The following is a 14,091-nucleotide window of genomic DNA, read 5'->3' on the forward strand; positions in this document are numbered from 1 at the left end:
CGAGGCGTAGGGCCATTATCGGGGGACGCGGGAAGTAGCTGGCCATGGCCGATCAAACCAGCAGCAGCGAGATCGCCACTCCTGCCCCCGAAGATCTACTTGTGGTCGGCAAAGTGGTGTCAGCCCAAGGGCTGCAGGGCGAGCTGAGGGTGCTGCCCATGAGCGATTTCCCGGAGCGCTTCACCCGGGCCGGCCGGCGCTGGTTGCAGCGGCGGGAGGAGGCGCCACGCCAGGTGGAGCTGCTGAGCGGCAGGCAACTGCCAGGCAAGGAGCTGTTTGTGGTGCGGCTCGCCGCCATCGACAGCCGGGAAGCTGCCGAAGCCCTGGTCGGTGACCAGTTGCTGGTGCCCCTAGCCGACCGCCCCAAGCTGGCCAAAGGCGAATTTCACCTGCTCGACCTGGTGGGCACCGAAGTGCGGCTGCTGGCGGATCAGCGGCCCATTGGCCGGGTTCGCGACCTGATCCACGCTGGCAACGACCTGCTGGAGGTGGAACAGGAAACCCCCGATGGCCCGCGGCGACTGCTGATCCCCTTCGTGACAGCGATCGTGCCGGAAGTCCATCTCGAGGAAGGCTGGATCGGCATCACCCCGCCCCCCGGGCTGCTGGAGCTCTAGGCGACTCTCAGAAGGCAGCCGTTGGCTGGTTAGCCAAAGGTGACCTTGAATGGGCGCAACCCAGTCCGGTCCATGGCAAATAGCCCTAGCTCCCCAAGCAGTGCCCTCGTGCCGGTGATCCTTTGCGGCGGCACCGGCACGCGGCTGTGGCCCCTGTCGAGAGCTAGTTACCCCAAGCAGTATTGGCCCCTGGCCGGTACGGGAGAAGACACCCTGCTGCAGCAGACCCAGCAGCGCCTGAAGGGCTTGCCGGGTCTCGGCGCACCCCTGCTGATCTGCAATGAAGACCACCGCTTCATCGTGGCCGAGCAATTGCGGCAGATCGGCGTGGAGCCCCAAGCGATCCTGCTGGAGCCGATCGGCCGCAATACCGCCCCGGCGGTGGCGGTAGCAGCGCTGCAAGCCACCGCCCATGGGGAAGATCCCCTGCTGCTGGTGCTGGCGGCAGACCACGTGATCCGCGATGCCGCCACCTTCCGCGCCACGGTGGCTGCCGGGATGGCAGCAGCTGAGGCGGGCCAGCTGGTCACCTTTGGAATCGTGCCCACGGCGCCGGAAACCGGCTACGGCTACATCGAAGCCGCCCAGTCGCTGCTCGGTGCCAACGCACCGGTACCAATCGCCCGGTTTGTGGAGAAGCCGGATCGGGCCACCGCCGAGCAATTTCTTGCCACGGGGCGCTTCACCTGGAACAGCGGCATGTTCCTGTTCAAAGCCAGCGCCATCCTGGCGGAATTGGAGCGGCTGGCACCTGAGGTTGTGAGCGCCTGCCGTTCCTCGCTGGAGCACGACAGCGCCGATCTCGACTTTCTGCGGCTAGAGCGGGAGGCCTTTGCCAGCTGCCCCAGCGTGGCGCTGGATGTGGCGGTAATGGAGCGCACCGACCGCGGCGCCGTTTTGCCCCTAGAGGCAGGTTGGAGTGATGTGGGCAGCTGGAGCGCCCTGTGGGAAACGGCAGATCAAGACAGCAACGGCAACGTGCTGCGGGGGCGGGTGATTAGCGAGGGGAGCCGCAATTGCTATCTACGCAGCGAGCATCGGCTGGTGGTGGGGCTCGGTGTGGAGGATCTGGTGGTGGTGGAAACCGATGACGTCGTGCTGGTAGCCCATCGCGACCGGGCCCAGGAGGTCAAAGCAATAGTGGGGCTGCTGGAGAGGGAGGGGGCACCAGAGAGCAAGGCCCACCGCAAGATCTACCGCCCCTGGGGCTCCTATGACGGCGTCACCGAGGGTGAGCGCTGGCAGGTGAAGCGGATTGTGGTCAACCCAGGGGCCAGCCTTTCGCTGCAGATGCACCACCACCGCGCCGAGCACTGGATCGTGGTACAGGGAACGGCGGTGGTCGAAAAAGACGGCGGCACGGAGCTGGTAGGCGAAAACCAAAGCACCTACATCCCGCTCGGTTGCCGCCACCGGCTCTCAAACCCGGGCAAGATTCCGGTGGAGCTGATCGAGGTGCAAAGCGGCCCCTACCTGGGCGAAGACGACATCGTCCGCTTTGAAGATCGCTACGGACGCAGCGACGCCAGCCCCACTCCAGCCCTCACTCCGACCCTCACTCCACAGTGACGCTCTTGGCCAGGTTTCGGGGTTGGTCCACATCCAGGCCCCGGTGGGCGGCTATGTGATAGCTGAGCAGCTGCATGGGGATCACCGTTAGCAGCGGGCTGATGAGCTCGTCTACCGCCGGCACCGGCAGCAAGACATCAAACAACTCCGCATCTGGGCATTCGGGCGCCACACCGATCAGCTGGGCATCGCGAGCCTTGGCCTCCTGGGCATTGCTGAGCACCTTGTCGAACACCGCACCTGGCATGGCGATTGACACCACCGGCACCTTGGCATCGAGCAGGGCGATCGGCCCGTGCTTCATCTCGCCGGCCGGATAGCCCTCGGCGTGGATGTAGCTGATCTCCTTGAGCTTGAGCGCACCTTCCAAGGCAATCGGGTAGTTGATGCCACGGCCCAGGAAGATCACATCCTGGGTGCCCTCAAAGCGGTGGGCCAGGGCGGCGCAGCGCTGGTCGTGGTCTGCCACTAGGGCTTCTAGCTGCTGGGGCAGCAGGCGCAACGCGGCCACCAGCTCCTTGAGCTCCTCGCGGCTGCGGCCCGAGCTAACGCCGCCCTGCCGCTGGCCCAGCCGCCGCTCCGCAAATGCCAGGGACAACCCATAGAAAGCCAGCAATTGGCCAAGGAAGGTCTTGGTGGCCGCCACACCCACCTCAATGCCGGCACCAATATCAAGGATGTGGTCCACCATCCGGGCCAGGGAGCTTTCGGCCCGGTTGGTGATGCCCAGCAGCCGCGGCCGGTAGGCCGGATCGGCCACCAGCCGGCGACGCTCCTGCTCCATCGCCAGGGCAGCCAGGGTGTCGGCGGTTTCCCCAGACTGGGTGACGCCGATCGTGAGCGTGTGGGGGCTCAGCGGCGGCGGCGCATAACGAAATTCACTGGCATAAAAAACGCTTGTAGGGATACCGGCCAGCTGCTCCAGCAGGTAGGCGCCCACCTGGGCGGCGTGGCGGCTGGTGCCGCAGGCCAGGATCTGGATCCGCTCCACCCCCTCAAACACCTCAGCCGCCAGAGGCAGGGCCACCAGTGGGGTCAGCTCGCCAGCCCGGGCCTCAGGCAGGTGCCGGGCCACCCAAAGGGCGGCCGTTTCAGGCTGCTCATGGATCTCCTTGAGCATGAAATGGCGGAAGCTGCGCTTATCCGCCACGTGCTCGGTGCCGCTAAGCAGGCTGGGGCTGCGCTGCACCCGCTGGCCCGCGGCGTCATAAAGCTCGATGCCCAGTGGGGTGAGTAGGGCCACCTCGCCGTCTTCCATCGGCAAAATCGTGCGGGTAAAGCCCGCCAGGGCCGGGGTATCACTGGCACAAAGAAACTCCCCCTCCCCCAGGCCGATCAAAAGGGGCGCCGCCTTACGGGCCACCACCAAAGCTCCAGGGGCTTCTGCCCACACCACCGCCAGGGCGTAGGCCCCCTGCAGCAACGGCAACACCGACTGCAAAGCTGCCAATAGCAGTGCCGCTGAAGCCTGCTCACCTGCCGCCTGGCGGCGCTCCAGCTCCCGAGCCAGCAGGTGCGGGATTACCTCGGTATCGGTCTCGGAGCGGAACAACACCCCTTGCGATTGCAGCTCCTGCCTCAAGCTGCGGTAGTTCTCGATGATGCCGTTTTGCACCACCGCCAAACGGCCAGAGCCATCGAGGTGGGGGTGGGCGTTGCGCTCCTCCGGCTTGCCGTGGGTAGCCCAGCGGGTATGGCCGATGCCGCACTGGCCCGGGGCCCCCTGGGCCTCAAAGCGGGTCGTGAGATTTACAAGCTTGCCCTCTGCCTTGAGGCAATGGAGGCCAGCCCCATTAACCGTGGCAATGCCGGCGGAGTCGTAGCCGCGATATTCCAGCTGGCGCAGGCCCTCCAGCAGCTGGGGAGCCGCCTCCCGCGATCCAATCAGGGCAACAATGCCGCACATAGGCCTGGGCCAGCGAGGAGCGCAACAAAAAAGCCCGGCTAAAGGCCGGGCTTGAGCTTATTGGCAACAGGGCCAATGATCTTCAGTAGGACAAGCCCATCGAGCGACTGGTTTCGTCGCCCAAGTAGACGCGGATGCTGAGGAAGTCGGTGGGGCAAGCGGTTTCACAGCGCTTACAGCCAACGCAATCTTCAGTGCGGGGAGAGGAAGCAATCTGGCCGGCTTTACAGCCATCCCAGGGCACCATCTCGAGCACATCGAGGGGGCAGGCGCGCACACATTGGGTGCAACCGATGCAGGTGTCGTAGATCTTGACGGCGTGGGACATGGGCCTGAGCCGGGAACAAACGGCGTGGTGCCCAACGTACCCACAGCCTCCGGACCCGCAGCAAAGGAGCCCGCAGCCCGTCACCCTTGTTCATACGCCGGGGGGCGCCCAGCGGGGCGACCCGTAGAGTGCATCGACTCTCACAGCGGCCATGTCCCAGGAAGCGATCTACGAGAAAGTGCGCTCGATCGTTGCCGAGCAGCTCAGCGTTGACGCTGGGGAAGTGAAGCCCGAATCAAACTTTCAGAATGATCTGGGTGCCGATTCCCTCGACACCGTCGAGTTGGTAATGGCTCTGGAAGAAGCATTTGACATCGAAATTCCTGACGAAGCTGCCGAAGGCATTACCACCGTTGGCGATGCCGTCAAGTTCATTCAGGACAAGCAGGCCTGAGCCACCCCATGGTGCAGGGTCTCCAGCGCGTCGTCGTCACCGGTCTCGGCGCGATCACACCGATCGGTAACGACGTCTCCAGCTACTGGGAGGGTCTGAGCACGGCGCGCAATGGCGTGGCGGGCATCACTCTTTTTGATGCCAGTCGTCACGCCTGTCGCTTCGCAGCTGAAGTTAAAGATTTTGACCCCTCCGGCTGGCTCGAGCTGAAGGAATCCAAGCGCTGGGATCGCTTTTGTCAGTTTGGGGTAATCGCCGCCAAGCAAGCAGTTGCCCATGCGGGACTCACCATTGATGAGTCCAACCAACATCGGGTTGGCACGGCCATCGGCTCCGGCGTTGGCGGCCTGCTGATGATGGAAACCCAGGCCCACGTGCTCAAGGATCGGGGCCCGGATCGGGTGAGTCCGTTCTGCGTGCCGATGATGATCCCCAACATGGCCACTGGCCTCACGGCGATTGCCCTTGGTGCCAAGGGTCCCAGCAGTGCGGTAGCCACCGCCTGCGCCGCCGGCTCCAATGCCATCGGTGATGCCTACCGGTTGATCCAGATGGGCCTAGCCGACGTGATGGTCGCTGGTGGTGCCGAATCGGCCATTACCCCTTTGGGAGTAGCGGGATTTGCCAGCGCTAAGGCGTTGTCCTTCCGCAACGACGACCCCAGCACGGCCAGTCGCCCCTTCGACGCCGAGCGCAACGGCTTCGTGATCGGCGAAGGCGCCGGCGTAATTGTGCTCGAGAGCCTGGAGCACGCCCGGGCCCGCGGTGCCCAGATCCTGGCCGAGGTGGTGGGCTACGGCATGACCTGCGACGCCCACCACATCACCTCACCCACCCCTGGAGGGGTCGGCGGTGCCGAAGCCATGCGTCTTGCCCTCAAAGATGCCCGGCTTGAGCCAGAAGCCGTCGACTACGTCAACGCCCACGGCACCAGCACCCAGGCCAACGACAGCAACGAAACCTCCGCCATCAAGAGTGCCCTCGGGGATCGGGCATACCGCATACCCGTGAGCTCCACCAAGTCGATGACCGGCCACCTCCTAGGTGGCAGCGGCGGCATTGAGGCGGTGGCAGCGGTGCTGGCTATTGAGCACAACCTGGTGCCACCTACCATCAATTACCAAAATCCGGATCCGGCCTGCGATCTGGATGTGGTTCCCAACCAGGCCAGGGAACACACCCTCAACGTGGTGCTCTCCAATTCCTTCGGGTTTGGCGGTCACAACGTCTGCCTGGCGTTCCGCCGCATGGCGTGAGCCTCCTCCTCCCACTCCCCCACCTGCCTTAGCCATGGTCGCCGCTCCCTCCACATCCGTCGAATCGCTCTGCGTCAACAGCATCCGCTTCTTAGCGATTGACGCGATCAATAAGAGCAATTCGGGCCACCCCGGCCTGCCCATGGGCTGCGCCCCCATGGCCTTCGCCCTGTGGGACAAGCTGCTCAAGCACAACCCCAAGAACCCCAAGTGGTTTAACCGGGACCGCTTCGTGCTTTCAGCTGGCCACGGCTGCATGTTGCTTTACGCGCTGCTGCACCTCACCGGCTACGACTCGGTGACCATCGAAGACATCAAGCAGTTCCGCCAGTGGGGCAGCCGCACCCCTGGTCACCCTGAAACCTTCGAAACCCCAGGAGTTGAGGTCACCACTGGACCTTTGGGTCAGGGCATCTCCAACGCCGTGGGCTTGGCGATCGCCGAAGCGCACCTGGCTGCCAAGTTCAACAAGCCCGGCTGCGACCTGGTTGATCACTACACCTACGTGATCATGGGCGACGGCTGCAACCAAGAAGGAGTGAGCGGTGAAGCCGCCTCCCTGGCCGGCCACCTGGGCTTGGGCAAGCTGATTGCCCTCTACGACGACAACCACATCACCATCGACGGCAACACCTCGGTTTCCTTCACCGAGGACGTGCTGAAGCGCTACGAGGCCTATGGCTGGCACGTCCAGCACGTGGCTGATGGCAACACCGATGTGGCCGCCATTGCCCAAGCCATCGAGGCCGCCAAGGCCGTCACCGACAAGCCCAGCTTGATCAAGGTGACGACCACAATCGGCTACGGCTCGCCAAACAAAGCCAATACCGCTGGAGTGCACGGCGCGGCCCTAGGCGCCGACGAGGCAGAGCTGACCCGCAAAGCCCTCGACTGGAGCTACGGCGAATTTGAGGTTCCCCAGGATGCCTACGACCACTGGCGCCAAGCGATTACCCGCGGTGAAGCACTAGAAGCCGCCTGGAACGCCAGCCTGGCCACCTATCGCAGCCAGTACCCAGCTGAAGCGGCTGAATTTGAGCGCCAGCTGCGCGGCGAGCTGCCCCAGGGTTGGGACGCTTCCCTGCCGAGCTTCAGCCCCGAAGACAAGGGTTTGGCCACCCGCATGCACTCCTACAACGCCCTTAACGCCTTCGGCCCCAACCTGCCCGAGCTGATTGGCGGCTCCGCCGACCTCACCCACTCCAACCTCACCGATATCAAGGGCGAAGCCAGCTTCCAGAAGGGTGGTGAGGCCAACCGCTATCTGCACTTCGGTGTGCGCGAGCACGCCATGGCAGCGATCATGAATGGCATCGCTTACCACGGCAGCGGCCTAATCCCCTACGGCGGCACCTTCCTGGTGTTCGCTGGCTACATGATCGGCGCCATGCGCCTTTCGGCCCTGAGCGAGCTGGGCGTGATCTACGTGCTCACCCACGACTCGATCGGCCTGGGCGAAGACGGCCCCACCCACCAGCCGGTGGAAACCCTCGCCAACCTGCGCGCCATCCCCAACCTGCTGGTGATGCGCCCCGGCGATGGCAACGAGACCATGGGTGCTTATCAGGTGGCTGTCACCAACCGCAAGCGCCCCACCGTGCTGGCCCTCAGCCGCCAGGCCATGGCCAACCAGCCCGGTTCGGCTGCAGCCCATGTGGCCAAAGGTGGCTACATCCTGGAGGACAGCAATGGCACCCCAGAACTGATCCTGATCGGCACCGGCACCGAGCTGGAGCTCTGCACCAAAGCCGCAGCCCAGCTGCGCGCCGAGGGCAAAAACGTGCGAGTGGTTTCGATGCCCTGCGTCGAGCTGTTCGAAGATCAGGATGCCGCCTACCGCGAGAGCGTGCTGCCCGCCGCCGTGCGCAAGCGGGTTGTGGTGGAAGCCTCGAGCTCCTTCGGCTGGCACAAGTACACCGGCTTCGATGGCGCCTGCATCTCGATCGACCGCTTCGGCGCATCCGCTCCCGGCCCGGTCTGCCTCGAGAAGTTTGGCTTCACCGTGGAGAACGTGGTGGCCACTGCCAAGGGGCTGGGCTGATTCCCAACGGCTGAGCCCTACTTAGCCAGGAGCCCCGCCAATCTGGCGGGGCTTTTTTAATGGAAGCTCAGGAAGGGTGCATCAGGGGTGCAGCCACCGATCAACCCTTCAGGTCGAAGCGATCGGCCTCCATCACCTTCACCCAGGCGGCCACGAAGTCGCACACAAGACGCTCCGTGCCATCGCTCTGGGCATACACCTCGGCGATCGCCCGCAGCTGGGAGTTGGAGCCGAACACCAGATCCACCCGCGTGCCGCTCCAGCGCAGCTCACCGCTGCGGCGATCGCGCCCTTCGAACAGCTCACCGCTGTCGTCGATAGGCGTCCAAGTGGTGGCCATGTCGAGCAGATTCACGAAGAAGTCGTTGCTCAGCACCCCCGGCCGCTCGGTGAACACGCCATGGCGGCTGCTGCCGCTGTTGGCGCCCAGTACCCGCAGGCCGCCCACCAGCACGGTCATCTCTGGCGCGCTCAGCCCCAGCAGCTGGGCCCGGTCCACCAGCAGATGCTCAGCCGCCACGCTCATCGGGCCCTTCTGCCAGTTGCGGAAGCCATCGGCCTGGGGCTCCATTACCGCAAACGAGACCGCATCGGTGTGCTCCTGGTCGGCATCCATCCGGCCGGGCGTGAACGGCACCTCCACCGGTTGACCGGCCGCGGCGGCGGCCTGCTCCACGCCAACGCCACCGGCCAGCACGATCAGATCCGCCAGCGACACCCGCACGCCACCTGAGCGGGAGGCGTTGAACGTCTGCTGGATGTCCTTGAGTACCGACAGAACCCACTCCAGCTGCTCGGGTCGGTTCACGGCCCAATCTTTTTGCGGGGCCAGGCGCACGCGGGCGCCGTTGGCGCCGCCGCGCTTATCGGAGCCGCGGAAGCTGGAGGCCGAGGCCCAGGCGGTGCTCACCAGCTCGGCGGTGCTCAGCCCCGACGCACGCACGCGCGCCTTTAGATCGGCGATGGCGGCTTCATCCACCAAGAGGTGATCCACCGCCGGGATCGGGTCCTGCCAGATCAGGTCTTCCTCGGGCACCTCGGGGCCGAGGTAGAGGCACTTGGGCCCCATGTCGCGGTGGGTGAGCTTGAACCAGGCGCGGGCGAAGGCATCGGCGAAGGCCTCCGGGTGCTGGTGGAAGTAGCGCGAGATCGACTCGTAGATCGGATCGAAGCGCAGGGACAGATCCGCCGTGGTCATCATGGGCGGGTGCTTGAGCCCAGGGATGTGGGCATCAGGGATCAGGTGCTCATCGCGGCAATCCTTCGCCTGCCACTGCCAGGCACCGGCAGGGCTCTTGATCAGCTCCCACTCGTAGCCAAACAGCATGTCGAAGTAGCCCATGTCCCAGCGGGTGGGATTGGGTTTCCAGGCGCCCTCGATGCCGCTGGTGGTGGCATCGGCACCTTTGCCGCTGCCGTGGCGGTTGCGCCAACCCAGCCCCATCTCCTCCAGTGGCGCGCCCTCGGGAGCGGGGCCCACCAGCTCTTCGCTGCCGGCTCCGTGGGCCTTGCCGAAGGTGTGGCCGCCAGCGGTGAGCGCCACGGTCTCCTCGTCGTTCATCGCCATGCGGGCGAAGGTCTCACGCACGTCACGCCCTGACGCCACGGGGTCGGGCACCCCATTGGGTCCTTCGGGGTTCACGTAGATCAACCCCATCTGCACGGCAGCCAGTGGGTTTTCCAGCTGGCGATCGCCGCTGTAGCGCTCATCGCCGAGCCAGGTCTTTTCGTTGCCCCAGTAGATGTCTTCCTCCGGCTGCCAAATGTCGGCGCGGCCGCCGCCGAAGCCAAAGGTGCGCAGCCCCATCGATTCGAGGGCGGCGTTGCCGGCCAGAATCATCAAGTCGGCCCAGGAGATGCTGTTGCCGTATTTCTGCTTGATCGGCCAGAGCAGCCGTCGGGCCTTGTCGAGGTTGCCGTTATCGGGCCAGCTGTTGATCGGCGCGAAGCGCTGGTTGCCAGTGCCGCCACCGCCACGGCCATCGGCAGTGCGGTAGGTGCCGGCGCTGTGCCAGGCCATCCGGATGAACAGCCCGCCGTAGTGGCCCCAGTCGGCTGGCCACCAGTCCTGCGAATCGGTCATCAGCGCGATCAAGTCGCGCTTGAGGCCGGCGTAGTCGAGCTGCCGGAAGGCCTCGGCGTAGTCGAACCACTCACCTAGAGGATTAGCAGCCGGGTTTTGCTGATGCAGGATCCCCAGGTTGAGCTGCTGGGGCCACCAGTCGCGCGGCGCGGGACCGCAACCCGCAACCGCAGTTCCGCCATGGTTGAAGGGGCATTTGCCGAGTTCGGTCATGGTGCTTGCCTGCCTGATCGCACTGTCTGGACCTTAGAGAGGGCGATCAGGGGCAACCTGCGAGGGTCACAGTACTTAGCCGCGGCAGCCCGCCTGGCTCAGGCGGATGCGGCGACCCCTGCTTTCTGCTCCGCCAGCACCTGCTCCAGCCCAGCTAGATCCTCATCGGTGATCTTGGTTTGCATTGGGCAGTGCTTGGGGCCGCACATTGAGCAGAACTCAGCCTGCTTATAGATATCAGCAGGAAGAGTTTCGTCGTGATACTCGCGGGCCCGCTCCGGATCAAGCGAGAGATCGAACTGCTTGTTCCAGTCGAAGGCGTAGCGGGCGCGGCTCAGTTCGTCGTCGCGGTCGCGGGCCCCCGGGCGATGGCGGGCAATGTCGGCGGCGTGGGCTGCGATCTTGTAGGCGATCAGGCCCTCGCGCACATCCTCGGCATTGGGCAGGCCCAGGTGCTCCTTGGGGGTCACATAGCAGAGCATGGCCGTGCCATACCAGCCGGCCATCGCCGCGCCAATGGCGCTGGTGATGTGGTCGTAGCCGGGGGCGATGTCGGTAACCAAGGGACCGAGCACATAGAAGGGCGCCTCGCTGCACTCCTCCATCTGCTTTTTGACGTTGAATTCGATCTGATCCATCGGCACATGGCCCGGACCCTCCACCATCACCTGGATGTCGTGCTCCCAGGCGCGGCGGGTGAGCTGGCCGAGGGTTTTGAGCTCAGCCAGCTGGGCGGCGTCGGAGGCGTCGTGCTGGCAACCCGGCCGCAGGGAGTCGCCAAGGGAGAAGCTGCAGTCGTAGCGCTTGAAGATTTCGATGATGTCATCGAAGCGCGTGAACAGGGGGTTCTGTTTGTGGTGATAAAGCATCCACTGGGCCAAGATCCCGCCACCGCGACTAACGATGCCGGTGAGGCGACCCTTCACCAGGGGCAGGTGCTCAATCAGCAGGCCGGCGTGGATCGTTTGGTAATCAACCCCCTGCTGGCAATGCTTCTCGATGATGTGCAGGAAGTCGTCGGCGTCGAGCTTCTCGATCGAGCCATGCACGCTCTCGAGCGCCTGATAGACGGGCACCGTGCCGATCGGCACCGGCGAAGCATTAATGATCGCCGTGCGCACCTCATCGAGGTTGACGCCGCCGGTGGAGAGATCCATCACCGTGTCGGCGCCGTATTTCACGGCTAGGCGCAGCTTGGCCACCTCTTCATCGAGATCGGAAGCATTGGGGGAGGCGCCGATGTTGGCGTTCACCTTGCAGCGACTGGCGATACCGATCGCCATCGGCTCCAAATTGAGGTGATTGATGTTGGCCGGGATGATCATGCGGCCCCGAGCCACCTCCTCCATCACCAGCGACTCAGGCAGGTTTTCCCGCTTGGCCACATAAGCCATCTCCTCAGTCACTACGCCCTGGCGGGCGTAATACATCTGGGAATAGTTCGCGGTGCCGCGACGCTTCTCGATCCAGGCGCTACGCATGTGAGGCTGCAGATAGGGCGGGGCGCAGCCTGAGAGTGGTTTCACAATCCAATTCCACTTCCCTGCGCCGGCATGACCCGGATCAGGTTCGGAGGGTGTGATCTCAGCCCGAAGCTGCGCAACTGATTAAGCCGGCAGCGGGGCACCCCTAGTGACCTATCCAACCTAGCTCTGCAGACCATTAAGTGCCGCGGCCACCACCCGGTGGTCGGGGTCGGCCTGGAGCTGCTGCAACAGGACCCTGGCCTCAGCAGCGCCCTGCTCCCGCACCAGGCGAGCCAGGATTTCGGCCCCACCCACCCGCACCGTGCCATCGGCATCTGTAATCGCCATCGACGCCAGCTCCAGCAACCAAGCCGGATCAATGGCCGGCTGCTCAGCCAGAGCCGAAAGGATGCTGCAGCGCACCAGCCACTGCTGATCGGCTGCAAACACATCCCGCAGCAGGGGCCAGGCCCGCTCAAGGGAATGGCTCACCAGAGCATTGGCCGCTTCGGCCCGCACATTGGCGTCCTCATCGCCCTGCATCGCGGCCACCAGCGCCTGCCAGCCGGCCTCGTTTTGCTTCACCCCAAGGCCGGCGCAGCTGAGCGAGCGCACCATGAACATGCTCTGCTCCAGCCCGAGCAGCAGTAAGGGCACGGCCTGCTCCAGCGGCACCTCCCGCAAACCCACCAGGGCGGGCATGGCCCGACTGGGGTCTCCGCAAAGGATGGCCTCACGCAGGGCCGCAAGATCGGGGGAGGGATTGGTCATACATCCCCATCGTGGCGCAGGGCCGCCAGCAGCTCGCGCCTTCGCCGCCGCCACCCCACGGCACTGGTTACCAGCAAGCCCGTGCCGATCAGCAGGGCTGGCAGAGCTGGAATCCGATCGACGCCGCGGCGCTGCAGCAGCACCAGCAGCGCCAGCAGGATCAACAGGGGCGAGGAGAGGGCCAGCAACCCCCGCAGCCAGGGCCTTTGCTTCACGGGCGCCGCTCCATCCAGCGCAGCAGGCTCAAGGTGAGCACGCCAATGCCCACCGGCAGGGACGCTTCGTCGGGAGCAAAGCTGTTGCTGTGCAAAGGCGTGCAGCCCTGAGGCCCCGCCACCCCCAAGCGAAACATGGTGCCGCGGGTGCCAGCGAGCAATTCGGCGAAATCCTCTGCTCCCAAAGACGGCTGCTCGAGCCACTGCACCTGGGGGCGACCAAGCAACTCGACCCCAGCTTCAGCCACCAGCTCGGTGAGGGCAGGGTCGTTGTGTACAGGCGGTGAAATCACCCGATAGCGCACCCGGGCCTCGCCGCCATGGCCGCGGCAGAGGGCCTGCACCGTGTCTTCGATCCAGCCCGGCAGCTGGGCGTGCACGTCGGTGTCGAGGCAGCGCACCGTGCCCAGCAGACGCACATGGTCAGCGATCACATTGAAAGCCTTACCGCCCTCGATCCGCCCAAAACTCACCACCACCGGGTGCAGGGCATCAAGGCGGCGGCTGATCGCCTCCTGCAGACCACTCACCACCCGCGCCGCAATCCAAATGGCGTCGGTGCTCTGGTGGGGCCGGGCGCCGTGGCCGCCCTCGCCCAGCACCTCCACCTCCAGCTCCCCGGCCGCCGCCGTGAGGCTGCCGCTGCGCACGCCGATCGTGCCCGCCGCCAGGCTGGGAAACACGTGCACACCAAACAGGGCTGCCACGCCGTCCATGGCGCCATCGGCCTTCATCCAGGCCGCCCCCTGGGCCGTTTCCTCAGCGGGCTGAAACAACAGCCGCACCCGGGCCGTGAGCAACTCGGGGTGGCGCTCGGCAAGCTCCGCCAGCAGGTAGGCCACCCCCAGTCCCACGGCGGTGTGCAGGTCGTGGCCGCAGGCATGCATCAAGCCCTGCTGGGTGGAGGCGTAGTCGAGGCCGGTGCGCTCCTCCACCGGCAGGGCATCCATATCCACCCGCAGGGCCACCAGGGGGGCGGGCAAGCCATCAGGCCCCTGCTCTGGCCCCAGCTCCGCCAGTACGCCGGTGCGACCGACCCCCTCGCGCACCTGCCAACCCCAGCGCCGCAGCTCACCTGCCACCAGGGCAGCGGTCTGCTGCTCATGGCCACTGAGCTCGGGGTGGCGATGGATATGACGCCGCAACTGGATCAGCTCCGGCAGCACCTCGGCCAGGGCCTGCTCAAGTCCCAAGGCCTGCCAATTCAAGCTGCAGGGTGTTGCCGTCATTCG

12 protein-coding genes and 1 riboswitch are annotated in these 14,091 nt (G+C 65.2%); of the genes, 5 read left to right on the plus strand and 7 right to left on the minus strand.

What is annotated here, in order from left to right; all coding sequences use genetic code 11:
- Nucleotides 1-44 precede the first annotated feature (44 nt).
- Nucleotides 45-617 (plus strand): ribosome maturation factor RimM, encoded by a 573-nt coding sequence (rimM, locus tag U9970_RS11920; protein ID WP_322764367.1) that lies wholly within the window; start codon nucleotides 45-47, stop codon nucleotides 615-617.
- Between the two features lie 72 nt (nucleotides 618-689).
- A complete protein-coding gene (locus tag U9970_RS11925; protein WP_322764368.1) occupies nucleotides 690-2,186 on the plus strand; it encodes a mannose-1-phosphate guanylyltransferase/mannose-6-phosphate isomerase in 1,497 nt (498 codons plus the stop codon).
- On the opposite strand, the gene glmS is transcribed toward U9970_RS11925, so the two are convergent.
- Entirely contained in the window at nucleotides 2,173-4,092 is a 1,920-nt protein-coding gene (glmS, locus tag U9970_RS11930) for a glutamine--fructose-6-phosphate transaminase (isomerizing) (protein WP_322764369.1), read from the minus strand. The genes U9970_RS11925 and glmS overlap by 14 nt on opposite strands.
- Nucleotides 4,093-4,174: 82 nt before the next feature.
- Nucleotides 4,175-4,420 (minus strand): photosystem I iron-sulfur center protein PsaC, encoded by a 246-nt coding sequence (gene psaC / locus U9970_RS11935; protein WP_006042515.1) that lies wholly within the window; start codon nucleotides 4,418-4,420, stop codon nucleotides 4,175-4,177.
- Nucleotides 4,421-4,571: 151 nt separating this feature from the next.
- Between psaC and acpP the strand changes: the two genes are divergently transcribed.
- Genes acpP through tkt form a run of 3 tightly spaced genes read left to right on the plus strand, consistent with a single transcriptional unit; the run spans nucleotide 4,572 to nucleotide 8,111 of the window.
- A complete protein-coding gene (acpP, locus tag U9970_RS11940) occupies nucleotides 4,572-4,814 on the plus strand; it encodes an acyl carrier protein (RefSeq protein WP_106632933.1) in 243 nt (80 codons plus the stop codon).
- Between the two features lie 8 nt (nucleotides 4,815-4,822).
- On the plus strand, nucleotides 4,823-6,070 hold the full coding sequence (fabF, locus tag U9970_RS11945; RefSeq protein WP_322764370.1) for a beta-ketoacyl-ACP synthase II: 1,248 nt from the start codon (nucleotides 4,823-4,825) through the stop codon (nucleotides 6,068-6,070).
- A 34-nt stretch (nucleotides 6,071-6,104) separates the two neighbouring features.
- Nucleotides 6,105-8,111 (plus strand): transketolase, encoded by a 2,007-nt coding sequence (gene tkt / locus U9970_RS11950; protein WP_322764371.1) that lies wholly within the window; start codon nucleotides 6,105-6,107, stop codon nucleotides 8,109-8,111.
- A 100-nt stretch (nucleotides 8,112-8,211) separates the two neighbouring features.
- On the opposite strand, the gene katG is transcribed toward tkt, so the two are convergent.
- The 5 genes from katG to U9970_RS11975 all read right to left on the minus strand — a co-directional run bounded on the left by katG (nucleotide 8,212) and on the right by U9970_RS11975 (nucleotide 14,088).
- Nucleotides 8,212-10,407 carry a catalase/peroxidase HPI gene (gene katG / locus U9970_RS11955; protein WP_322764372.1) on the minus strand — a complete coding sequence of 732 codons (2,196 nt, stop codon included), beginning with the start codon at nucleotides 10,405-10,407 and terminating at the stop codon, nucleotides 8,212-8,214.
- Between the two features lie 98 nt (nucleotides 10,408-10,505).
- On the minus strand, nucleotides 10,506-11,888 hold the full coding sequence (gene thiC / locus U9970_RS11960; protein WP_322764373.1) for a phosphomethylpyrimidine synthase ThiC: 1,383 nt from the start codon (nucleotides 11,886-11,888) through the stop codon (nucleotides 10,506-10,508).
- A gap of 42 nt (nucleotides 11,889-11,930) precedes the next feature.
- Nucleotides 11,931-12,048: riboswitch (TPP riboswitch) on the minus strand.
- A 5-nt stretch (nucleotides 12,049-12,053) separates the two neighbouring features.
- Nucleotides 12,054-12,644 carry a HEAT repeat domain-containing protein gene (locus U9970_RS11965; RefSeq protein ID WP_322764374.1) on the minus strand — a complete coding sequence of 197 codons (591 nt, stop codon included), beginning with the start codon at nucleotides 12,642-12,644 and terminating at the stop codon, nucleotides 12,054-12,056.
- Entirely contained in the window at nucleotides 12,641-12,859 is a 219-nt protein-coding gene (locus U9970_RS11970) for a DUF3188 domain-containing protein (protein ID WP_322764375.1), read from the minus strand. Before U9970_RS11970 ends, U9970_RS11965 begins: the two co-directional genes overlap by 4 nt.
- The gene (locus U9970_RS11975) at nucleotides 12,856-14,088 is read right to left on the minus strand and encodes an amidohydrolase (RefSeq protein WP_322764376.1); all 1,233 of its coding nucleotides are present in this window, start codon (nucleotides 14,086-14,088) and stop codon (nucleotides 12,856-12,858) included. The genes U9970_RS11970 and U9970_RS11975 overlap by 4 nt, the downstream gene beginning before the upstream one ends.
- Nucleotides 14,089-14,091 lie beyond the last annotated feature (3 nt).

This window comes from Cyanobium usitatum str. Tous (genome assembly GCF_963920485.1).
GTDB classification, from domain to species: Bacteria; Cyanobacteriota; Cyanobacteriia; order PCC-6307; family Cyanobiaceae; genus Cyanobium_A; species Cyanobium_A usitatum_A.